The sequence below is a fragment of the Mycobacterium ulcerans subsp. shinshuense genome, assembly GCF_002355775.1.
Lineage (GTDB): Bacteria > Actinomycetota > Actinomycetes > Mycobacteriales > Mycobacteriaceae > Mycobacterium > Mycobacterium marinum.
The window spans coordinates 875,227-897,762 of the sequence record NZ_AP017624.1 but is presented as its reverse complement, the minus strand read 5'-3'; the positions used below and the strand labels follow the sequence as shown (position 1 = coordinate 897,762).

Genomic DNA, 22,536 nt, shown 5'->3' with positions numbered 1-22,536 from the left:
CCCGGTGGAATGGGTGCCCACGCGAAGGGAGCGTTGACCGTGAGCGAGACCGGGCCGGGTTCACGGGTTGGGTCGCGCTTTGGGCCCTACGAGTTGGTGCGGTTGATCGGCCGTGGCGGCATGGGCGAGGTCTACGAAGCCGAAGACACCCGCAATCGCCGGGTGGTCGCGCTCAAGCTGATTTCGACGCAGTACTCCGGCAATCCCACGTTTTGCGCGCGGATGCAACGCGAAGCCGACACCGCGGGACGGCTGACCGAGCCCCACATCGTGCCGATCCACGACTACGGCGAGATCGACGACCAGTTCTTCGTGGAGATGAGACTGATCGACGGTGTCTCGCTGCGCGCCATGCTGACGCAGTTCGGCCCACTGACCCCGGCCCGGGCGGTGGCCATTGTGCGCCAGATCGCCGCGGCGCTGGACGCCGCGCATTCCAACGGCGTCACCCACCGCGACGTGAAGCCGGAGAACATTCTGGTCGCCGACAATGACTTCGCGTATCTGGTGGATTTCGGTATCGCCAGGGCCGCCGCCGATCCCGGACTGACCCAGGGCGGGATGGCCGTGGGGACCTACAACTACATGGCCCCGGAACGATTCACCGGCAACGACGTCACCTACCGTGCCGACATCTATGCGCTGGCGTGCGTGCTGGGGGAATGTTTGACCGGTGCACCGCCCTATCGCGCAGACAGCGTGGAACGATTGATTGCCGCGCACCTGATGGAACCTCCCCCGCGGCCCAGTCAGCTCCGTCCCGGACGGGTTCCAGCCGCGTTGGATGAGGTGATCGCCAAAGGCATGGCCAAGAATCCCGACGAGCGCTACATGAGCGCCGGGGACCTGGCCATCGCCGCGCACGAGGCGCTCACCACCCCCGAGCAGCGCCAGGAAGCAACCATCCTGCGTCAGGGCGACAACATGGCCCTCATGACTCCAGCCGTTGACCCTGGCGCGGGAGGAAGCTGGACCAACTACAGCGGATCGGGCGCCCAGCCACCGGCGCCGCAGCCCGTTGCGCCGCCGCCGCAATATCCGATGGGCGATGAGACGGTGGCTCGGCCGGTGCCGGCAAGCACCACCGGATGGCGCTCCCGCCCAGACGTATCCGACCAGCGCACGCAGGCCGCGCCCGTCATCACCGGCACAAGCTGGCCCAGCCAGTCCGGGATCCGACCCGCCGTCGGCACCGGATCCAGTCCGAGCGCGACACCGCCGGCCAGTCAGCCGGCCACCGCGCCGCCGGCGAGCCCGAAAAAGAGCCGGAAGAACTGGATAATCGGCACCGCCCGGTGCTGCTCGTCGTCGCCGGCGCCACCGCATTCGTGCTCGCCAAACCCAAAGGCTCAACCGAGCCGCGAGGGCAAGTAGTGCTGCCGTTTACCGGTCTCAACTTCCGCTTCGCCCCCGGCGGGGTTGCCGTGGACGCCAACGGCGCCGTGTATGTCACCAACCAGACCATGTACGGGCGGGTGGTGGCCTTGCCCGCGGGGTCCAGCACGCCGACGGTGAAGCCGTTCAACGGACTCTACGAACCCCAGGGCGTGGCCGTGGACACCTCCGGCAAGATCTACGTCACCGACTTCAACAACCGGGTGGTGGCCCTGGCCGCCGGGTCGAACAACCAGGTTGAGCTGCCGTTCAACGGCCTCAATTACCCCGAGGGAATCGCCGTGGACGCCCAGGGCAATGTGTACGTCGCTGACCGGGGCAACAACCGGGTGGTGAAGATGCCGGCCGGCTCCACCAGCCAGGTCGTGCTGCCGTTCAACGGGCTCAAGAACCCCGACGGGGTGGCAGTGGACAGCGACGGCAACGTCTACGTCACCGAACACGACAACAATGCGGTGGCCAAGCTGGCGGCCGGGGCCACCACCTCCACCGAGTTACCCTTCACCGGCCTCAACACCCCCTGTCGGTGGCGGTGGACAAGAAGGGCAACGTCTACGTCGCCGATCGCGGTAACGGCAGGGTGCTGAAACTGGCCCAAGGATCCTGAGCGGGGGCTATCGCCTTCGAGTGGCCAGGAACCGGATCCCCCCGGCGATGAGGTTGATCGCGGCCACGATGATGATCAACGTCAGCGCCGCTCCCCACACGCGCAAGAAACCGGCATGCTCGGGGTTGGTGAGCTCGGTGTAGATCAGCAGCGGCAAGGACGCCATGTTGCCGTGCAACACGTCGAAGTTGATCGAACGGCTGTAGCCGACCAACACCAGCACCGGTGCGGTTTCGCCGATGACACGCGCCACCGACAACAGCACACCGGACACGATGCCGGGCATGGCGATCGGGACGACGATGCGCACGATCGTCTTCCACTTGGGTACGCCCAACGCGAAGCTGGCCTCGCGCAGTTCGTCGGGCACCAGCCTGAGCATCTCCTCGGTGGAGCGCACCACTACCGGCAGCATCAGCAGAACCAATGCCAACGACACCGCCAGGGCGCTCTGCTGGAATCCCAGGGTGGCGATCCACAGGCTGAAGATGAACAGCGCCGCCACGATGGAGGGCACCCCGGCGAGCACGTCGACCATGAACGTGGTCAGCCGGGCCAATCGTCCCGATCCGTATTCGACCAGATAGATCGCGGTCATCAAGCCCAGCGGTACGGCCAGCAGGGCCGCGATTCCGGCCTGCACCAATGTTCCGTACAACGCGTGATAGACGCCGCCGGCAAACTCCTCGGGCAACACCCCGCGAAGGGAGTGCGTCCACCAGTCCGGCTGGACGACGGCGTACCAGCCGCGTTCGATCACCACCCACAGCAGCCACACCAGCGGCACCAACGCGACGGCGAACGAGGCGAAGAGCAGCACCGTCGCCACGCTGTTCTTGATCCGCCGCACCAGGCTCAGTGGCCGAAACACCACCACTTTGACCGGCTGATCGAGCGCGTTGGTGGTCATCCGTTGACCTTCCCGCCGGCGACGGCGCGGGCGAGGGCGTTGACCACGAAGGTCAGGACGAACAACGCGAACCCCGCGGAAATATACGCACCGGTCGGCAGCGGTTCGCTGAACTCGGAAGCCGCAGAAGCAATTTTGGAGGCGAACGTGTACCCGCCGTCGAACAGTGACCAGTTCCCCGGTTTGGCCGCCGAACGCAGGATGATCAACACCGCCACGGTTTCACCCAGGGCACGCCCCAGGCCCAGCATCGACGCCGCAATGACACCGCTGCGACCGAAGGGCAGCACGGTCATCCGCACCACTTCCCATTTCGTCGCCCCGAGCGCTTGGGCTGCTTCGATCTGAATCTGTGGGGTCTGGCGGAACACCTCGTGCGATACCGAGGTGATGATCGGCAGGATCATCGCCGAGAGCACGATGCCCGCGGTGAAGATCGTGCCGCCGCCGGCTAACGAGACGTTGCCCGTCTTGAACAAGAACAGCCATCCCAGGTTGCGATTGAGGAATTCGGCGATGCGCTCGAGCTTGGGGGCCAGCACGAAGATGCCCCACAAGCCGAAAATGATCGACGGCACCGCGGCCAGCAGGTCCACGATCGCGCCCAACGGACGCGAGAGCCGCTTGGGCGCGTACTGGGTGAGAAACACCGCGATTCCCACGGCAATCGGCACCGCCAGTGCCAGTGCGCAGATCGAACTCAGCATCGTGACCATGAATAGATCGCGGATGCCGAACGCCAACTTCTCGTCGTCGGAGGTGTCGAACACCGAACTGGTGAAGAAATTGGCGTGATTCGCGCGCAACGACGGGATGGCGCGGATCAACAAGAATACCGCGATCAGCGCGATGGAGACGACGATGGTCATCCCCGCCGTGGACGCGAAGAGCTTGAACAGCCGGTCGGCTCGTCGCGATGAACTCGCGTCGACCGCCGCTAGATCAGGCTTGGCCGGCCGGCCTTGGACCACGTCGACCTCAGATCAGGCGATGGCGTTGACTGCGGTCGACAACCTTGACTTGAACTCGTCCGGAATCGGGATATACCCGTTGTCCGCCAAGCCATTCTGCCCAGCACCGATGGTGGACTGCAGGAACGCCCGCACCGCGGTACCCACTTGAGAATCGGGATACTTCGAGCACACGATCTCGTAGGTCGCGAGCACGATGGGGTAGGAACCGGGCTTGGTGGGCTTGTAGAACGAAACCGTGTCCAGCACCAGGTCGTTGCCCTGGCCCATGATCGCAGCGCCGGCGATCGTCTTTCCGACCGATTCGGTGCTGATCGCCACGGGTTCCGGGCCGGCAGAGGTGATGACCTTCGCCATGTTCAGGTGCTGCGCCTGCGCGAACGACCATTCGTTGTAGGTGATCGACCCCTCGGTGTTCTTGATCGCCGCCGACGTGCCGTCGTTGCCCTTCGCGCCCTCGCCGACACCGCCCTTGAACGACTTGCCGGCGCCCTTGCCCCAGGCGCCGTCGGAAGCCGCGTCAAGGTAACGCTGGAAGTTGTCGGTGGTTCCGGACTCGTCGCTGCGGAACACCACGTGAATCGGGGTGTCGGGCAGGCTGGTACCCGAGTTGAGCGCGGCGACCGCGGGATCGTTCCACGTGGTGATGGTGCCGTTGAAGATCTTGGCCAGCGTGGTGCCGTCCAGGTTGAGCGAACTGACGCCGCTGATGTTGTAGGTGACGGCGATCGGGCCGAACACCACCGGCAGGTTCCACGCCGGCGAACCGCCGCAGCGCTGCTCGGCCGTCGCCGCCTCATCATTGCTAAGCGGTGAATCGGAACCACCGAAATCGGTTTGGTTGCCGTTGAATTCGCTAATGCCGGCGCCGGAGCCGTTGCCCGTGTAGTTGAGGGTCTGTCCTGGGCAGGCTTCCTCGAAGGCTTTGACGAAGCGGGTCATGGCATTGGCCTGGGCGGTCGATCCGCTGGCCTTGAGGGTCTTCTTCCCCCCGCAGCTCACGTTGCTCGATTGGCCGGCCGGCGAACTTCCCCCGCTTGCGTTGTTGTCGCTACCGCACGCTGATAAAACCAAAGCGCCCGAGGCCAGGACACTCAGCGCGGCGCCAACTCGGTTGAGTTTCAATTCAGTTCCTAACGGTAGAGATGAAACACACTCCCGCCGCAACCCTCGGGCGCGACACGTCAACCAGCTTTCTTCGCAGCCTGCAGGCTACATTAGCAACAGGGAACCTTCGATTACAGGACGTTGAACACTCGCCCCTGGGCAGGCAGCATTTCGTCGCGATTTCAGCCACGGCCGGGGCTGCGGTAGGCGAGGTTGTCGCGGAGGTTCCACTTCGCGGGGGTCGTTACAATTCGGCGCCGCTATGCCAAACTAGAACCTGTTCCAGAAACTGCCCCACCCGAAACGGCGAGGGTTGCTGCCGTCTCGGTCGACAATTGAAGCGAGGCCGCAGTGATCCTCGACAGGTTCCGTCTCGACGACCAAGTTGCCGTTATCACCGGGGGTGGCCGCGGCCTCGGTGCGGCTATTGCGCTGGCCTTTGCCGAGGCTGGTGCGGATGTGGTGATCGCCTCCCGAACGCAGTCCCAACTGGACGAGGTCGCCGACACGGTCCGCTCAATCGGGCGTCGCGCGCACGTCGTCGCCGCCGATCTGGCCCATCCGGAGGCCACCGCGGAGCTGGCCGGGCAGGCCGTCGAGGCGTTCGGAAGACTAGACATCGTTGTCAACAACGTCGGCGGAACGATGCCCAATACGCTGCTGACCACCCCGACGAAGGACCTCAAGGACGCATTCACCTTCAACGTGGCAACCGCCCACGCGTTGACCGTCGCGGCGGTTCCGTTGATGCTCGAGCACTCCGGCGGCGGCGGCATCATCAACATCACCTCGACCATGGGCCGGGTGGCGGGACGAGGGTTCGCCGCCTACGGCACCGCAAAAGCCGCCCTGGCGCACTACACGCGGCTGGCCGCACTGGACTTGTGCCCACGGATCCGGGTCAATGCGATCGCTCCCGGATCCATCCTCACCTCCGCACTGGAAGTGGTGGCCGCCAACGACGAACTGCGCGCACCGATGGAGCAGGCGACACCGCTGCGCCGCCTCGGCGATCCCGTCGACATTGCCGCCGCCGCAGTGTATTTGGCGTCCCCGGCGGGCAGTTTCCTGACCGGCAAGACATTGGAGGTCGACGGCGTCCTCACCCATCCGAACCTCGACATACCAGTTCCCGACCTGTGAATCCGCACTCCTTAAGGAACCAGCCATGGCAATACCCGTCGTGCAGCTCGGCACCGGCAACGTCGGCCTTCACTCGCTGCGTGCGCTCATCACCAACCCCGAGTTCGAGCTCACCGGAGTGTGGGTGTCATCGGACGCCAAAGCCGGCAAAGACGCCGCCGAGCTGGCCGGATTCGCCGAATCCACCGGAGTGAAGGCCAGCACCGATCTGGATGCCGTACTGGCCAGCGGGCCGCAGTGCGCCGTCTACAACGCGATGGCCGACAACCGGCTGCCCGAGGCACTCGATGACTATCGGCGCGTCTTGGCGGCCGGCGTCAATATCGTCGGCAGCGGCCCGGTCTTTCTGCAGTATCCGTGGCAGGTACTGCCCGACGAACTCGTCAAGCCGCTCGAAGATGCTGCCCGCAAAGGCAACTCGAGCCTCTATGTCAGCGGTATCGATCCGGGCTTCGCCAACGACCTGCTTCCGATGGCACTCGCGGGTACCTGTCAGAGCATCGAGCAGATCCGCTGCATGGAGATCGTCGACTACGCCACCTACGACAGCGCCGTCGTCATGTTCGACGTCATGGGATTCGGCAAGCCGCTCGACGAGATCCCCATGCTGCTACAGCCCGGGGTGCTCAGTTTGGCCTGGGGTTCGGTGGTCCGCCAGCTTGCGGCGGGTCTTGGCCTTTCCCTCGACGTGGTCGAGGAGATGTACGTGCGCGAACCCGCCCCGCACGCCTTCGACATCGCCCCGGTCACATTCCCCAGGGCAGCGCCGCCGCGCTGCGCTTCGAAGTCCTCGGATTGGTCGACGGAGCTCCTGTCGTGGTGCTCGAACACGTCACCCGGCTACGCGAGGATCTGTGCCCCGATTGGCCCCAGCCCGCCCAGCCCGGCGGGTCCTACCGGATCGAGATCACCGGTGAACCGTCCTACGCCATGGACCTCTGCCTGAGCAGCCGCCGCGGCGACCACAACCATGCCGGATTGGTCGCCACCGCGATGCGGGTGGTCAACGCGATCCCTGCGGTGGTGGTCGCCCCGCCCGGCATCCGCACGACCCTCGAGCTGCCGCTGGTTACCGGCAAGGGCCTGTACCTACCGCCGGCAGGGGCCGCCTAGCCCGCATTTTCCAACGCGCCAAGCCGCGGAATCGACTCCTGCCTGGACTACGATCACGGCCGTCGGCGACAACCGACGCCGGACTGCGACGACGACGATAGGCAGGTTGGCATGACGGCGACTTCCGAGGACAGTGCTGCGGTTCCACGATTCGACTGCCTGCGCGCCCTGTTCATCAACACAACCCTGAAGCGCTCCCCGGACCTCAGCCACACCGAGGGGCTGATCGCGCGTAGTTCGCAGATCATGCGCGAGCACGGTGTCGAGGTGGACAGCTTCCGTGCCATCGACCACAACATCGCGACCGGCGTGTGGCCGGACATGACCGAACACGGCTGGGAGGCCGACGAGTGGCCCGACCTGTATCAGCGGGTCCTGCGGGCGAACATCCTGGTGCTGTGCGGACCGATCTGGCTGGGCGACAACAGTTCGGTGATGAAGCTGGTGATCGAGCGTCTCTACTCGTGCTCAGGCCTGCTCAACGAGAACGGACAGTACGCGTACTACGGCCGGGTGGGCGGTTGTCTCTTCACGGGCAACGAGGACGGGGTCAAGCACTGCGCGATGAACGTACTTTACAGCCTGCAGCATCTGGGTTACACCATCCCCCCGCAGGCCGATGCGGGCTGGATCGGCGAGGCCGGCCCCGGTCCGTCGTATCTCGACCCCGGTTCGGGCGGGCCGCAAAATGACTTCACCAACCGCAACACCACGTTTATGACCTTCAACTTGATGCACCTGGCGCAGATGTTGCAGCGCGCCGGTGGTGTCCCGGCATACGGGAACCAACGCACCGAGTGGGACGCCGGGTGCCGCCCGGACTTCGCCAATCCCGATTACCGCTAAGCGGCCTGCCGGCGGCGCGCCGAGTTGTTTCGGCTAGCCTCACTTTGTTGTTCGGTGGTGCTGATCGAAGGCCGGTGAATTGGCGCAAGACACGCAGACCTCGTTCAAGACGAGTTGGTATCTGCTCGGACCGGCTTTCGTAGCGGCGATCGCCTACGTCGATCCCGGCAATGTCGCGGCCAATGTCAGCTCCGGCGCCCAGTTCGGCTACCTGCTGTTGTGGGTCATCGTGGTGGCCAATGTCATGGCCGGCCTGGTGCAGTACCTTTCGGCAAAGCTGGGGCTGGTCACCGGACATTCGCTGCCGGAACAAATCGGCAAGCGAATGGGGCGCCCGGCCCGGCTGACCTATTGGGTGCAGGCCGAGATCGTCGCAATCACTACAGACGTGGCCGAAGTCGTGGGCGGCGCCATCGCCCTGCGCATCCTGTTCGGCCTGCCACTACCGATCGGCGGGATCATCACCGGGGTGATTTCGCTGCTGCTGCTGCTCATCCAGGACCGCCGCGGCCAACTCCTGTTCGAGCGAGTCATCACCGGACTGCTGCTGATCATTGCCGTCGGCTTCACGGCCAGCTTCTTCGTCGCAACACCTCCCCCCGATGCGATGTTCACCGGACTGGTGCCGCACTTTCAGGGCACCGAAAGCGTGCTGCTGGCCGCCGCGATCCTGGGGGCCACGGTGATGCCGCACGCGGTGTATCTGCACTCGGGCCTGGCCCGTGACCGCCACGGCCATCCCGAGCCCGGGCCATACCGGCGCCGGCTGTTGCGCGTCACCCGCTGGGACGTGGGTCTGGCAATGATCGTCGCGGGCGGGGTCAACGCCGCGATGTTGCTGGTTGCCGCCCTCAACTTGCAGGGCCGAGAGGACACCGCCTCGATCGAAGGCGCCTACGCTGCCGTGCACGACACGCTGGGCGCGACCATCGCGGTCCTGTTCGCGATCGGATTGCTGGCCTCCGGTTTGGCGTCGACGTCGGTGGGCGCCTACGCCGGCGCCATGATCATGCAGGGATTGCTGCATTGGTCGGTCCCCATGGCGGTGCGGCGTTTGGTCACGTTGTGCCCCGCCGTGGCGATCTTGGCGCTGGGCCTGGACCCGACCCGCACCCTGGTGCTCTCACAGGTCGTGCTGTCCTTCGGCATACCGTTCGCGGTACTTCCGCTGGTCAGGCTCACCAGCAATCCCGAGGTGATGGGTAGCGGCACCAACCATCGCTTGACCACCTGGATCGGCTGGGGGGTGGCGGTGCTGATCAGCGTGCTCAACGTGGCGCTGATCTACCTGACGCTGACCGGCTGACGGCTTCCCGACACCCGCCAAACCGCGAACAATGGGTGCTTGACGGGCCAGGACTCGCAAACCGCCGGTGCCCGGCCTCCCGGTTGGGATCGGTAGCGAATCCGAGCTTGTGTACTTGCCGCGACTACGCCTGGCCAAGCGGGGCATGACCAGAGGAAGCTCACCATGAACACCACCGCAAACCTGAAGCGGATGATCACCGCCGCGCTGGTGTCCGGGGGTGTCGCGGTAGCCGGGTTCGGGTTGACCGCGGGCACCGCACACGCCGGGCCCGGAGCCCATGGACCCGTGCCGCAAGCGCCGCGAGGCCCTTACCAATGGTGCCCCGGGGAACCGGTGCCGGCGGGCGGTGTCAACTGGGACATGAACGTCTGCCACACCTGGTATTGGGTGGACTACGGATTCCAGGCCAATCGCGGCGGATTTGTCTATGAAGGCGACACGCCCCCGTCGGATCTGGGCTGTATCCCGCTGCTGTGCCTGCCCGGGCTGTGAGCGCGGCGACGATACGGCAGGATGGATTGCGTCGTCGTCCGTGCTGGCTCGCGGGGAGTTGGTTTGCGTCAAAAAACACCGCGTCGAAATCTGCCGAGCCGATGGTGACCCGCTAAATGCTCACCGGCCGGCATCTGTACTTCGCATACGGTTCCAACCTGTGCGTACGGCAGATGTCGGTGCGATGCCCCGACGCGAGCGACCCGCGTCCGGCGGTCCTGTCCGATCACGACTGGTTGATCAACGAACGTGGGGTGGCCACCGTTGAGCCGCTCACCGGCGGCCAGGTGCACGGTGTGCTCTGGCAGATCTCCGATCGGGACCTGGCCACGCTGGACAGCGCCGAGGGGGTTCCGGTCCGCTATCGGCGTGACCTGCTGTGCGTGCGCACCCACGACGGACGGACGACGGCCTGGGTGTACATCGACCACCGGATCACCCCGGGTCCGCCCCGGCCGGAATACCTCAATCGCGTCATCGACGGCGCGCTGCATCACGGGCTACCGCAACGCTGGATCGACTTTCTGCACCGCTGGGATCCGGTGCATTGGCTCCAGCCTGTATCCGCGGCGGCTTCCGGCGCTGGGCCACAATCGCTTTCGGCATTGTTGAGCGAGCCCGGCCTGAGCGAGATCAGCCAGCTACGGTCGCGCTTCGGCTTCCTCGCCATCCACGGCGGCGGCCTGGAGAAGATGACCGACGTCATCGCCGAGCGAGCCGCCGATGCCGCTGGCGCATCGGTGTACGTGCTGCGACATCCCGACCGCTACCCCCACCACCTGCCATCGTCGCGGTTCGACCCCGGCGAGTCGCCGCGGCTCGCGGAGTTCCTCGACCACGTCGACGTCGCGGTCTCACTGCACGGCTACGGCCGCATCGGCCGTGGCACCCAGCTGCTGGCCGGCGGCCGCAACCGCGAGCTGGCCGACCACCTGGCGCGCCACCTTGAACTGCCTGGTTACCAGGTGGTCACCGATCTGGACGCCATCCCGGCGGAGCTACGCGGGCTGCATCCGGACAACCCGGTCAACCGGGTCCGCGGCGGTGGGGCGCAATTGGAACTGTCCATCCGGGTGCGAGGGCTCAGCCCCGCAGCCCCCTGCCCGGCGACGACGGTTTGTCGCCGGTCACCGCCTCCCTGGTACAAGGCCTGGTGGCTGCCGCGCGTGCTTGGTAAGTGTCGATGGTGGAACGGAGATTGTTGGTGGCCAAAGATTTTCGCTTCGGGTTGAGCGTCCGCTTCATCAAATCGCGCGCAGCGCTGCAAGAGCTGGCCAAACAGGCCGAAGATCTCGGGTTCGACATTCTCTGCGTGCCCGATCATCTCGGTGCCGCGGCGCCGTTTCCCACCCTGACCGCCGCCGCGATGGTCACCACGAAGATGCGGTTGAGCATGTATGTGCTCAACGCCGCCTTCTACAAGCCGGCCCTGCTGAGCCGCGACGCCGAGGCCCTGGATCTGCTCAGCGAAGGTCGTCTCGAGCTCGGGCTGGGCACCGGCTACGTCCGGGAAGAGTTCGATGCCGCCGAGCTGCCCTACCCCAGCGCCGGAGCCCGCGTCGACTATCCCGAACACATGACGGCCTACGTGAAGCAGCATCACCCGACGGTGCCGATCCTGATCGCCGGCAACGGCAACCGGGTGATGACGTTGGCGGCCCAGCAGGCCAACATCGTCGGGCTGACCGGGTCCAACGTCCACGGGGCAGATGATCCGCTGGCCGAACGTGTGGACTTTGTCCGCCGGGCCGCCGGAGACCGGTTTGACGCGCTCGAGCTCAACCTGGCGATCACCGCCCTGCCCAACGAAGGCGAAACCGCGCCCGACCTGGCGATGACCCGCCGGTACGCGCCAGAGCTGTCCGACGAACAGATACTGGCGCTGCACTCGGTGCTCGGCGGGTCACCGCGCGAGATTGCCGACACCTTGGCCGGCTACCGCGATATCTATGGGGTGACGTCGTTCACCGTGCAGGACAATCACCTGGATAACTTCGCAAAGGTGATCGCCGAGCTGCGCTGAGTCGCCCCCGGTAAGCTCAGCGAAGCCGCCCCCGTAGCTCAGGGGATAGAGCACGGCTCTCCTAAAGCCGGTGTCGCAGGTTCGAATCCTGCCGGGGGCACCATGTGGTTTGTATTGCGTCGGGTGATTGCTGACGTTTCTGTTCCGGTTGATGCCTGACGGTGTTTCGGTTGATCTTTGGCACTCCCTAGACGAGGGAGTTGAGCATGGCTGAGCTAGCCGTCGGGTGGCGACCACCGATGTGGTCTGTGTGGGCTGGCAGCAGGTCTGCGTAGGCGCCCATCATGCCGGTGCGCGCTGCGATGTCCACCTCGATGGCGAGCTGCTGCGCTCGCTTCATCGGCGGGTGGCTTGCCGCCGCAGCAACTTGCTCGCGGAATCAGCAAGGCGCCGACGCAGCGGAATCGCTGGCACCCAGCATCCGGTTGACGTCAAACGGCCACGCGCACGGTGGCATGGCAACTGCTGATTTGAATCAGGCGCACGTGTCGGGGAGACCCGCGCCTCTCGGGCGTGATCAGCCGTCAACGGCGGTTCGTCGCGAGGCCCCGGCGGCCTCCGGAAGCATGGCTAGTTGGCGGCTTTGGACCACGACCTGACCGGTGGCGTCGCGGATGACGTGGTCCTGCTCGAACCAGCTATCACCGATGACGGTCGAGCTGGCCATGACGCGCATCCAGCCGGGGGCGGGGCGGCGCCGCAGGTAGGTGGTGAGTTGGACGGTGGGGGTCCAGCCGAAGATGCCGCAGTTCACGGTGACGCGCGAGGCGATGTCGCCGGCCATGATCGCAAACAGCGTTGCGGCGGCGGGGTCGGCTTCGTCAGAGGCGAACGGGCGGACCCACATCCGGCTGATCGGTGCTCCGCGTTGCCCGACGAGGAAGCCGGTGGTGGCGGAATCCATCGCGAGCTCGCATCCTTGGCTCACATGGAGGATCTGGGCCAGGGGATGTTCGGCTGAGACGGGTATGGCATCAGCAGGGGGCTGGACCGGCATCTGCGACACGGGCAGTGGTGCGCTGTGTCGTGGCGGCTTTGTGTCGACGGACCCCAGGGTGACCGAGCAGGTTACCGCGGTGCGGCTGTCCTGCGACAGTTCCACATCGACGAGACATACCTGCCGTCCGCGCCGGCGGACCTTCGTGGTGAGCTGCACCTCGCCCGGGTTTGGAGCGCTGATGTAGTTGGCGCTCAGGGCAACTGGCGCCAGGTCGACCGCATCGCCGATCGTCCGATGCGCGGCCGCTGCGCAGACCGCCATCATGCAGCCACCGTGCACCTTGGGGCCGATGGTCCAGATGGGATCGATGGTGGCGCTATACGCTCCGTCACCGAGGTCATGGGCGGTGGTGAGGTCGGTGAAGGGTCGGCTACTGCTCATGGTTTCGGCTGCATTCCGATTCTGGGTGAGTGGGTCTGTGCTGGCGGGCATGATCGGTCATCTGTTTTCCTGCGCGGTATCGAATCCTACGAAGGCCATCCACCGGTGGCCGGTTGGCGACGGGACAGCTTCTGGTGCAGGCGATTTGGGCCGCCAGGACCACCGGCCACGCGGTAGGGGTGTTCAGCAGATCGATCCGATCGTGACTCCAATTTCACCGTGTTACCTCCGCGCCGTCCAGACTAAGCCGCCCGATCCCTCAGCACCTACGCAGCGTGTCGCCTTCGCTTCCGCCCAGCCAGCGTCACAACTACGTCGCGGATGGCCAGCGCGTCCCGGACGCTTCCCCGCCGGCATCGCGGTATCACCGATACCGCCGTGATACTTCACCCGGTTGCCGTTGTGGGCGCCACCATTCCGTGGATATCGCCCCCCACAGCCGCAGCCGCGGAGTGGCTCGGCGCTAACCGGACTGGCCCTGGCCGCCTTGTGCGGTGGCGCTGAATTCGTAGGCAGTGGCGCCATGCCCACCCACGCCGGCAGCATCGCCGCCTGGGCCGCCGTTCGCCCCTAATCCGAAGTCGCCGCCGAGTCCGCCGTGGCCGCCTTTGAAGCCATCTTCACCGGGAGTTCCATCGTTCGAGAGATTTGGTTGTGCAAATCCGCCGCCGCCACCACCACCGACGCCCCCGGGCGCCCCGGCCCCGACCCCGGCGGCACCGCCGGTCCCGCTGAAGCCCGCGGCGAAGGCGTTACCGCCAACCCCGCCGTTTCCGGCCGTACCGCCTGGGCCGCCGGCGGCACCACCGCCACCACCACCACCGCCTACTGCGAAACTAGCGGCGGCGCCGCCGGCACCACCACCACCGCCACCACCACCGCCACCGCCGCCGGTGCCGCCACCGCCAATGCTTCCGGTGGTGGGACTTACCGCGGTTCCTCCGAACCCGCCGTCGCCTCCGGTGCCACCCTGGCCACCGGAGGCACCGCCACCGCCGCCGTTGCCGCCGTGGCCCCCGGCACCACCACCCCCACCGCCACCGCCGAATCCGGGTGACGTGCTGGTGCCGGAGCTGTTCGTGCCGCCGGAGCCGCCGTTGCCACCCTTGCCGCCATTACCTCCCATGCCACCCGTGGTGCTGCCGGCACCGGGTGTCCCACCGTCGCCGCCAGCTCCGCCGGTACCGCCGAGGCCACCGGCCGCGCTGCTCCCGGGTCCGGTACCGGTGTAGGCGCCGCCTATGCCTCCGTTGTGCCGCCAGCACCACCCTGGCCGCCCTGGCCGCCGGCACCACCACCGACCCCACCAATGCCGGCACCACCGTCGCCACCGGTGCCGCCCGCACCACCCTGGCCGCCTGGTCCACCAACGGCAGGCGTTATCCCGGATGCGTCGGCAACGCCGGTGCCGCCGGACCCACCCTCGCCTCCGGTGCCGCCAACCCCGCCGGTGCCGATACTGCCCGCCGCGCCACCATCGACCCCCACACCGGCCGCACCCGCGGTGCCACCCGTGCCACCCTTACCTCCGTCAGCGCCGACCCCGCCGGTGCTGGCGGTATTGCTACCACCGGTGCCACCGGTGCCACCGGATCCGCCGACGCCGCCGTGGCCTCCGGCACCACCGCCGACCCCGCCGATGCCGGACCCGCCGTCACCGCCCTGACCGCCTTGACCGCCCTGGCCGCCTCCGCCATCGCCGGTCGGGTTGGTGCCGTCGGCGCCGAGGGTGCCGGCGCCGCCGGACCCACCGTCGCCGCCCTGGCCGCCGACGCCGCCGGTGCCGATGCTGCCCGCCGCGCCGCCGTCGACCCCCACACCGGCCGCACCCGCGGTGCCACCCGTGCCACCCTTACCTCCGTCAGCACCGACCCGCCGGTGCTACCGGTGTTGTTGCCGCCGTTGCTACCGGCGCCACCGGATCCGCCGCCGTCACCGCCCTGACCGCCTTGACCGCCCTGGCCGCCCGCGGTGGGCGCGGTACCCGAGGTGCCATTGACGTCATTGTCGGCGCCGGCGCCGCCATTGCCGCCTTGGCCACCAACCCCGCCGGTGCCGATGCTGCCCACAGCGCCGCCGTCGACCCCCACACCGGCCGCACCCGCGGTGCCACCCGTGCCACCCTTACCTCCGGTAGCATCGACCCCGCCGGTGCTACCGGTGTTGTTGCCGCCGTTGCTACCGGCGCCACCGGCTCCGCCGATACCACCGTGGCCGCCGGCGCCACCGCCGACCCCGCCGATGCCGGACCCGCCGTCACCGCCCTGACCGCCTTGACCGCCCTGGCCGCCCTGGCCACCCGCGGTGGGCGCAATACCCGAGGTGCCATTGACGTCATTGTCGGCGCCGGCGCCGCCATTGCCGCCCGTGCCGCCAACTCCGCCGGTGCCGATGCTGCCCGCCGCGCCGCCGTCGACCCCCACACCGGCCGCACCCGCGGTGCCACCCGTGCCGCCCTTACCGCCGTCGACACCGGGCACCCCGGTGGTGCTGGGGACCCCGCCCCCCTGAGCGCCGGCGCCGCTGTCTAGCGCACTGGCGATACCGCCCGTGCCGCCCGGACCACCGCCCTGGCCGCCGGTGCCGCCGGCACCGCCGACACCGCCCTTGCCGCCGGCACCACCACCGACCCCGCCGATGCCCGCCCCGCCGTCACCGCCTTTGCCGCCCATACCGCCCTGCCCACCCTGATGACCCGCGGTCGGACTGACCTGGTCGTCGGTGCCCGCGATGCCGGTTCCGCCGGCACCGCCGTCACCGCCAGTATCACCGACCCCGCCGGTGCCATTGGCCCCCGCCGCGCCGCCGTCGGTGCCCATACCGCCCGCACCCGCGGCACCGCCCGTGCCACCCTTACCACCGTCGGCACCCATGCCGCCGGTGGCGCCGGTGTTCGCACCGCCCTGACCCCCGGTGCCGCCGGCACCGCCGACACCGCCCTCGCCGCCGGCACCACCACCGACCCCGCCGATGCCCGCCCCGCCGTCACCGCCCTTGCCGCCCATACCGCCCTGCCCACCCTGATAGCCCGTGGTCGGACTGACCAGGTCGCCGGTGCCCGCAATGCCGGTTCCGCCGGCACCGCCTGCCCCACCCGGGGTAGCGCCGGCCCCACCGGCGCCCCCTGCCCCACCGGCACCCCAGAGGCCCGCCGAGCCGCCAGCCCCACCGTTCGCCCCGGCGCCTCCGGCCCCGCCGGTGCCGCCGTTGCCCAACAGACCAGCGGCGCCACCGGCCCCGCCCGCTTGGCCGACGGCACTTGGCGCCCCGTTACCGCCGTTGCCGATTAGCAGCCCGCCCGCCCCGCCAGCCTGCCCGGGCGCAGTGCCGTTGGCACCATCGCCGATCAACCCGCGTCCGAACAACACCTGTGTCGGTGCATTCACCGCGCCGAGCAGGTCTTGCTCGATGGTCTGCAATGGCGTGACGTTGGCGGCCTCGGCACTCGCATACGACCCGCTGGCACCCGCCAGGGCGTTCATGAACCGATCGTGAAATGCCGCCATCTGTGCGCTGAGTGCCTGATAGCTCTGCGCGTGTTCCGAGAACAATGTCGCGATCGCGGTGGACACCTCGTCACCGGCCGCCGCAACAAGGCTCGTCGTCGAGGGCGCCGCCGCCGCGGTGGCCGCCCGCAGCACTTCCCCGATCCCCGTCAAATCTCCCGCCGCGGCGGCCAACGCCTCAGGCGCTGCGGTCACGTAAGACAACATCTGGGACCCCTTAACTCGTAAACGATTTCTTCTCGGAGACCAAGCGGGTGCCCGCAGACGCGCCGCGCGGCCGAGCAAGACGCCCGCACAAACTCTTCGTGGAACACCGGCACCCGCGCACTGAGCGCCGGATATTCAGCCCGTAGCTCCCGAAGGTCCCGGTGATCGCCACGTTGCAGCACAACGACTTTCGCGGCTATTGCGGCCTTCGCGTCATGAACGACGCCCCTTGCCCTCGGCGCCTCAGGTCGCCAGTGGCCATAGCGGTGTTGGTCGCCCATCAGCGCCCCAAAGCCCGGCGTTGCGATGAGAAACGACATGCGCTGTCCCCAATTGGCCATCGAATAGCAGACAGCCCGAGCAGCTTGAAGCAGCTCGCGCCGACGGTAGGTAAAGTCTCGTCGCCGAAACTCCTGCTGGGATGAGTCATATGACCTAACCGGTCCGGCGAGCTCGCGCCAGCTCCCCATCTGCACCAACTGGCCGCCGACAGCCACCCACGGCCACGGTGATCATTGCGTTGCTGGCAAATCTGAACGCGATCCAGGAAGCGGCCGCAGCGCGCGGCGCGTGAATCCGATTAGCGCACTGGATGCGGCACTAATCGAAAACATGGTGGTTGGGCAATTGATTGCATCCGTTGAGCTGCGCGAAGTGGTGTCATTTTCTATTCCACTGCGGTGGATCGGGTCACTCGCAGGTGGCGAGAACACCATGGGGCAGGTCTGCGCCGAGCTCGGTACCGAGTTGATCGAGTTCAACGGCGAAGCCGACCACATGCACCCACTCGTCGGCTACCCACCCAACTTGGCGATCTCCACACCCGTCCAGCTAGTCGAGGGCCGCACCGCCGACGCCGTGCGCCGCTAATACACCGAAGCCGGTGTGCCCGCCGCTCGGACGCCTCTGGTCGCCGTCCTACTTCGCCGGCTGCTGCGGAGGCGTACCACTGCACACAGCCCAGCCGAACGACGTGTCGCGTTTGCTCCGCTCGTTATCGTGTAGCGAATATCTCTGCCGGTGCCGCGTACCGCACGGCCCAATCGCTCCAGGCCAAATCAGTCGGCCCAATGGCGCTATCAACACGAGTCCAGCGTTGATTGGCATCGCCGCCGCTGGCCTGGAATAGGCCCGCATAGGTATCGGTCTTGAGCCCGTTGGCGGACGCATCCGCGAATGGGGTAGCGCTGTAGTCCAGTTTGCCCCCATCGCCAGCGACGATCTGGCCATACAGGAACGCCCACGTTCCGGAAGCGTTCAGGCGCCTGACGTTGAGACCGACTGGAATGCCAAGCTGCGTTGAGATGTCCGAAATTGCAAGCTCAACGATTCGGTGCTCTACGGGAGAGGAAATATCCTGCGCTGGAGAGGTGCTGATTGGCTTGGTGGCGTGTTCATGTCGATCGCACGCTGCTGTGCCGATAGCCAGCGACAATGAGACTGCGACGATGAAGCGAGGTATCCACACATTTGCGTCACGCACCTCCTCACCGTACACGCAACTATGGTCGCGGCGGACAAGGGGATCTGGCTGAAAGACGCTACAAGACAACGGGTTCCAGTAGGAACCCAGGCAGGACGGCCGAGCGATGATGGCTACTGGTTGGACCGTGCCCGAGGTTGTGCCACTGGGGAGTCATTACTAGGTCCAGGACAAGTAGGCGGGTGGGTGCTGGATGGGTCGGCGTTGTGGCCGCGCCAGTCACACTGAGACGGTGACGAAGCAGTGGCCGTAGCACGGCCAACAAGCCGCCATCAAAGCCGATCACTTCGACCAACTCAGATCCCACGACGACGGCAACACCGGCACCCGCAGGCCCCCGGACTCAGCACCCAACATCGACAAGCCCGATGGCTCCCCTCTCACTGAACCCGACGTCCCGACAAACCCCCACGACTGCACATCCCCCACACCCACCGATCCTGCCAACCCATGCCTCACAGAATCTTGATCGATACCCGCCACGGCATCATTCGGCCCAGGCACCGACTGAACACCGGCAAGACCTCCCAGTTGCGTTGGAGTGTCAATGTTTTGCGTTAGCGACGACACACTCACACTCCGCAAACCAGCGTCTGCCACGCCCACACCGAGGTCCGATGAACCCCCGACATACGCGTCAATGCCCAACGGCAATGCGATCGGCAATGCGATTGGCACAGCGATCGCGGCGGCAAGTGGCACGGCAACGGCGCTTAGCACCATCGCGGTCACTGCAAAATCCAGCGCGAGCACGCTGGCGAGAGCTAGCGAGATCGCCACGGCCTCGGACACGCTGTGCGCCACGAGAAGCCCAGCCACCGCGTCAGACACAGCTCCATACGCGAAGCCCCCAAAAAAGCCGATGACCCCCGCTATCAAGAAGCCGATGGGGTCACCCAGGTACTCGCCGATATCCATGCCGAGCAATGCTATGGAATCCCAGGCATAAGTGAAGATATCGAAGAAGTTGTACACGAATTCTTCCCAAAAATCCGACCAGCTGCCCAGCACGTTTGCAGCCTGTGGCAACACATTCGGGGCGTCGTCGCCAAGGGAGCGGATCAGTCGTGGAGCAGGGGTCGTTTGTGGCGCTCGCGCCGCAAACACGGTTGAGGCCGCGTCATAAGCGGACATGGTAGTTGCGGCTTGGACCCACATGCGCGCGTAGTCGGCCTCGTTGACGGCGATCGGAACGGTATTGATGCCAAAGAAGTTAGTCCCGAGCAACACGCCGTGAGTGAGGTGATTCTCGGCCAACTCGCCCATCGTGGGCATCGCCGCCAGCGCTGCACAGTACGCGGCGGCCATCGCCTCATGCTCGGCCGCCATCGCCTCGGCTTCGGCTCCGTTTCTCATCAACCATGCCACATACGGCTGGTGCGCAGCCGCATAACTCGCGGCACCCATCCCCTCCCACGTCTCGGCTTCACCAACGACCACCACGGCGGTGAGTTCGTCAGCCGCCGAGGAATACGCGGCGCCGAGCGACGTCCACGCCGACGCCGACACCTGCAACGACGCCGCACCCGGACCCGAACTCAGCAACGCCGAATGCACCTCTGGCGGTGAACCCATCCATACCGGCGATGTCATGATCGATCACCTGCGAGCTGGACGTCGCGGCCACCACGAGGGATGCCGACCGATCGCAGGCGACCACGTAGACCCACCAGCCGCTGACCAGCCACAACGTCGACCGTTACTCGGCTGGATGTGCGCGCGGGTGGCATGTGACGAAAACTGCTACACAACAGACGCTTACCTTTCTCTCAAGGAAGTCGCGGGCGGCCGAGGCGTCCCACTCGGGAGCTTCGGCGGTGCCGCGGGCGACCATGGTCATGGCGTTCGATTCATGGATGTCGACCGCCGACTGAAAAGCCCAGATGACACGGGCACGTCAACCCGGGGTCACCCTTGTCCAAGCCTTGGACAAGCACGGCCTATGCACTACAAGCTATCATCCACCAACACACTTAGGTGTTTCACCATGCCCGGGACTGGCTGTGCGGCAACCATTGTGGGGCGCCTCACAGCCCTCGATCGCAGCCGGGGCCACGCTCGTTGCGGATCCCGAAATCGAACGCCGATCTGCGCTCGGTGCTCGGCGGGTGAACCTGCAAACCGGCATGGTTTCCCGCGGTACCGATTGGCGCATATCTCCGGTTCAGGACCTCATTCGCGACCAATACCAGGTGAGCTTGCAGGCTCCCCCAAAGCCGGTGTCGCAGGGGTGATCTTTGACACTCCTTAGATGAGGGGGGTGGGCATGGCCGCGCGGCGGTATCAGTCCGTTATTGCCAGTGGTTTGTCGATTCGTTCGAGTCGACCTGAAAAGTTCGACCGTCCGATGCCGGGCACGGGCCCGGCCGGAGACGGACATGGCCCGCTTGTCCGCGGGCAGGCTGGCATTCCGGTCTGCGATACTGTCGCCGATACGGGGCAGGCCACGACAGCAAACCGATCATCCACTGCATCCATGCCTGGCGAGAGGAACTTGCGGCTGGGTGCGAGTCGGGGAGCAGCTTCCGCGCATGCAATCCTGTCGGCATGGATGACGTGTCACAACGTCCGATGGCCGCCAGTTGGCGCAGCCTGAATCTGGCGAATTGGGAGTCGCGCGTGCCGCTGCACACCGGGCCCAATGGATACGACCTCGACAGCTTCGACGATCCCGATTTTCTGTCTGCAGAAGTTCGATATGACCTGCCGAGGCTCGGACGACTCGATGGCCTCGATATCGCCCATCTGCAGTGTCACATTGGCACCGATACGGTCTCGCTGTCTCGGCTGGGGCCACGATCAACGGTGGGCTTGGACTTCTCCCCTGCCGCGCTGCAAGCCGCCCGGGACCTGGCGATGCGCGCCCGGGCCGATGTCGGTTTCGTCGAGGCCGACGTCTATGACGCGGTCCAAGCACTCGGTGGTGAGCGTTTCGATCTCGTCTACACCGGCCTTGGGGCGTTGTGCTGGATTCCTAGCATCAGCCGCTGGGCCGATGTTGTCGCAAGCCTGCTCCGGCCCGGTGGAAGGCTGTTCATGCGCGAGGGCCATCCGTTCTTGTGGTCGCTCAGCGATCCGCGGCCCGACGGGCTTGTCGTCGTTGAATACCCATACTTTGAAACTAGTGGCATCCCGTTCGTCGAGCATGAAACCTATGCCGGTAACGGAACTGTCGCCTCACCCCAGATCATCCATTTCAATCATGGGCTCGGCGAGATCTTCACCGCGCTCACCGCCGCCGGGCTGATGGTTACCGGCCTTGAAGAGCATCGCGAAGTCCCATGGAATCCGTTGGGAGATGCGATGATCCCCAGCCCAGATTACGACGGCGAATTCATCCTCGCCGAAGATCGCGACCGGATTCCGATGACCTACACCGTTCAAGCAATCAAGCGTTAACCATTTCGACGCAAGACCCTCGGCTCCGCGACGACCTGTCTCAACACCTGCACAATGGGTCATGCACTGCTGCCAGCCGGTTCGCCTTGGCGCTATGTCGACGCCCACGACTGTACTCACGCTTCCAGCGTCGGGGTCGTGACCACAACCCGTACTGGTGGAACCCGCGCCGAAACCGCCACGATCGGTCAAATCACCGCTGGCCCGACTGCGGCCGCTGCCGGGCTGGACGCAACCGACCACGCCGAGAGCACGCGGACTCGCATGCAACGATGACTAGCGTACCCAATCCCAGCCGCGCCAACGACGACCAGGATGCGCGCGGGACGAGGAAACCCCAGTACAGCGCGGCGTTCTACGCAGCGATGTCCGGGCTAGCGTTGGTCCTGTTCGTGATCAATGTGTGCAGTCACGGCTCGGCCCTAGGTCTGATCAGTACCGGAGGACTCGCGGTCTTGATGGTCTGCCGAGCCTGGTCCGCCAAGCGCCACAGGAACCACCAATAGGGCCGGCATTGCAGTCTGGCGCCCGCCTTACCCGGCCCGCGCGACCAACGAACCGTCGACACCCACTCGAACAACCCGCGATAGCCCACCCCTTTAGCGCCGCCCCGGCGGACAGCCCAGCGATTCTCCCCCGCGATC

At 66.3% G+C, this 22,536-nt stretch carries 17 protein-coding genes, 1 tRNA gene and 3 pseudogenes; 12 read left to right on the top strand and 9 right to left on the bottom strand.

All coding sequences use genetic code 11. The features are described 5' to 3' along the window. Positions 1–9: 9 nt before the first annotated feature. Positions 10–2,002: pseudogene (locus SHTP_RS04315) on the top strand (serine/threonine-protein kinase PknD). A 7-nt stretch (positions 2,003–2,009) separates the two neighbouring features. Here SHTP_RS04315 and pstA read toward each other — a convergent pair. From pstA to pstS, 3 genes are read right to left on the bottom strand one after another with little or no spacing between them, the layout of a single operon-like run. Next, entirely contained in the window at positions 2,010–2,912 is a 903-nt protein-coding gene (pstA, locus tag SHTP_RS04310) for a phosphate ABC transporter permease PstA (RefSeq protein WP_015357056.1), read from the bottom strand. After that, positions 2,909–3,883, bottom strand: a complete 975-nt coding sequence (pstC, locus tag SHTP_RS04305) for a phosphate ABC transporter permease subunit PstC (protein WP_096369872.1) — start codon at positions 3,881–3,883, stop codon at positions 2,909–2,911. Before pstC ends, pstA begins: the two co-directional genes overlap by 4 nt. A gap of 12 nt (positions 3,884–3,895) precedes the next feature. Further along, on the bottom strand, positions 3,896–5,008 hold the full coding sequence (gene pstS, locus SHTP_RS04300; protein WP_012396128.1) for a phosphate ABC transporter substrate-binding protein PstS: 1,113 nt from the start codon (positions 5,006–5,008) through the stop codon (positions 3,896–3,898). 333 nt (positions 5,009–5,341) lie between these two features. Here pstS and SHTP_RS04295 point away from each other — a divergent pair, with 333 nt between their 5' ends. The 8 genes and pseudogenes from SHTP_RS04295 (at position 5,342) to SHTP_RS04260 (ending at position 12,019) form a co-directional block, all read left to right on the top strand. Next, entirely contained in the window at positions 5,342–6,133 is a 792-nt protein-coding gene (locus SHTP_RS04295) for an SDR family oxidoreductase (RefSeq protein ID WP_096369871.1), read from the top strand. 25 nt (positions 6,134–6,158) lie between these two features. Continuing rightward, a pseudogene (locus tag SHTP_RS04290) lies at positions 6,159–7,246 on the top strand (NAD(P)H-dependent amine dehydrogenase family protein). A 111-nt stretch (positions 7,247–7,357) separates the two neighbouring features. Next, positions 7,358–8,092, top strand: a complete 735-nt coding sequence (locus SHTP_RS04285; RefSeq protein WP_096369870.1) for a flavodoxin family protein — start codon at positions 7,358–7,360, stop codon at positions 8,090–8,092. Positions 8,093–8,171: 79 nt separating this feature from the next. Next, entirely contained in the window at positions 8,172–9,398 is a 1,227-nt protein-coding gene (locus tag SHTP_RS04280; RefSeq protein WP_096369869.1) for an Nramp family divalent metal transporter, read from the top strand. 165 nt (positions 9,399–9,563) lie between these two features. After that, entirely contained in the window at positions 9,564–9,893 is a 330-nt protein-coding gene (locus tag SHTP_RS04275) for a hypothetical protein (protein WP_096369868.1), read from the top strand. Positions 9,894–10,009: 116 nt separating this feature from the next. Next, a pseudogene (locus SHTP_RS04270) lies at positions 10,010–11,070 on the top strand (poly-gamma-glutamate hydrolase family protein). Between the two features lie 21 nt (positions 11,071–11,091). Next, on the top strand, positions 11,092–11,916 hold the full coding sequence (locus tag SHTP_RS04265) for an LLM class F420-dependent oxidoreductase (RefSeq protein ID WP_172900626.1): 825 nt from the start codon (positions 11,092–11,094) through the stop codon (positions 11,914–11,916). Between the two features lie 27 nt (positions 11,917–11,943). Continuing rightward, positions 11,944–12,019: transfer RNA gene (locus tag SHTP_RS04260), tRNA-Arg, on the top strand. Positions 12,020–12,103: 84 nt separating this feature from the next. Here SHTP_RS04260 and SHTP_RS26685 read toward each other — a convergent pair. The 4 genes from SHTP_RS26685 to SHTP_RS29945 all read right to left on the bottom strand — a co-directional run bounded on the left by SHTP_RS26685 (position 12,104) and on the right by SHTP_RS29945 (position 17,007). After that, positions 12,104–12,256, bottom strand: coding sequence for a hypothetical protein (locus SHTP_RS26685; RefSeq protein ID WP_011742030.1), 153 nt, complete (start codon positions 12,254–12,256; stop codon positions 12,104–12,106). A gap of 177 nt (positions 12,257–12,433) precedes the next feature. Next, positions 12,434–13,297, bottom strand: a complete 864-nt coding sequence (locus tag SHTP_RS04250) for a thioesterase family protein (RefSeq protein ID WP_096372317.1) — start codon at positions 13,295–13,297, stop codon at positions 12,434–12,436. A gap of 463 nt (positions 13,298–13,760) precedes the next feature. Next, positions 13,761–14,423 carry a hypothetical protein gene (locus SHTP_RS29655; protein WP_172900725.1) on the bottom strand — a complete coding sequence of 221 codons (663 nt, stop codon included), beginning with the start codon at positions 14,421–14,423 and terminating at the stop codon, positions 13,761–13,763. A gap of 253 nt (positions 14,424–14,676) precedes the next feature. Continuing rightward, positions 14,677–17,007 (bottom strand): PE family protein, encoded by a 2,331-nt coding sequence (locus tag SHTP_RS29945; protein ID WP_420872936.1) that lies wholly within the window; start codon positions 17,005–17,007, stop codon positions 14,677–14,679. A gap of 573 nt (positions 17,008–17,580) precedes the next feature. Here SHTP_RS29945 and SHTP_RS28435 point away from each other — a divergent pair. Next, the gene (locus SHTP_RS28435; RefSeq protein ID WP_231991280.1) at positions 17,581–17,880 is read left to right on the top strand and encodes a transposase; all 300 of its coding nucleotides are present in this window, start codon (positions 17,581–17,583) and stop codon (positions 17,878–17,880) included. A 124-nt stretch (positions 17,881–18,004) separates the two neighbouring features. On the opposite strand, the gene SHTP_RS28430 is transcribed toward SHTP_RS28435, so the two are convergent. Both SHTP_RS28430 and SHTP_RS04230 read right to left on the bottom strand, forming a co-directional pair. Beyond that, positions 18,005–18,508 carry a hypothetical protein gene (locus SHTP_RS28430; RefSeq protein WP_231991279.1) on the bottom strand — a complete coding sequence of 168 codons (504 nt, stop codon included), beginning with the start codon at positions 18,506–18,508 and terminating at the stop codon, positions 18,005–18,007. Positions 18,509–18,775: 267 nt separating this feature from the next. After that, entirely contained in the window at positions 18,776–20,086 is a 1,311-nt protein-coding gene (locus SHTP_RS04230) for a PPE family protein (RefSeq protein WP_096369866.1), read from the bottom strand. A gap of 978 nt (positions 20,087–21,064) precedes the next feature. Here SHTP_RS04230 and SHTP_RS04220 point away from each other — a divergent pair. Then, positions 21,065–21,892, top strand: a complete 828-nt coding sequence (locus SHTP_RS04220; protein ID WP_036451106.1) for a class I SAM-dependent methyltransferase — start codon at positions 21,065–21,067, stop codon at positions 21,890–21,892. Between the two features lie 365 nt (positions 21,893–22,257). Continuing rightward, positions 22,258–22,398 (top strand): hypothetical protein, encoded by a 141-nt coding sequence (locus tag SHTP_RS30280; protein WP_369797346.1) that lies wholly within the window; start codon positions 22,258–22,260, stop codon positions 22,396–22,398. The last annotated feature ends 138 nt before the right edge of the window (positions 22,399–22,536 follow it).

Coding starts and splice junctions, on each gene's coding strand:
- pstA (WP_015357056.1), bottom strand. CDS start 2,912: ATGACCACCAACGCGCTCGATCAGCCGGTCAAAGTGGTGGTGTTTCGG.
- SHTP_RS29655 (WP_172900725.1), bottom strand. CDS start 14,423: ATGGGAGGTAATGGCGGCAAGGGTGGCAACGGCGGCTCCGGCGGCACG.
- SHTP_RS04275 (WP_096369868.1), top strand. CDS start 9,564: ATGAACACCACCGCAAACCTGAAGCGGATGATCACCGCCGCGCTGGTG.
- SHTP_RS04285 (WP_096369870.1), top strand. CDS start 7,358: ATGACGGCGACTTCCGAGGACAGTGCTGCGGTTCCACGATTCGACTGC.
- SHTP_RS04220 (WP_036451106.1), top strand. CDS start 21,065: ATGGCCGCCAGTTGGCGCAGCCTGAATCTGGCGAATTGGGAGTCGCGC.
- SHTP_RS30280 (WP_369797346.1), top strand. CDS start 22,258: ATGTCCGGGCTAGCGTTGGTCCTGTTCGTGATCAATGTGTGCAGTCAC.
- SHTP_RS04230 (WP_096369866.1), bottom strand. CDS start 20,086: ATGACATCGCCGGTATGGATGGGTTCACCGCCAGAGGTGCATTCGGCG.
- SHTP_RS04250 (WP_096372317.1), bottom strand. CDS start 13,297: ATGAGCAGTAGCCGACCCTTCACCGACCTCACCACCGCCCATGACCTC.
- SHTP_RS26685 (WP_011742030.1), bottom strand. CDS start 12,256: ATGAAGCGAGCGCAGCAGCTCGCCATCGAGGTGGACATCGCAGCGCGC.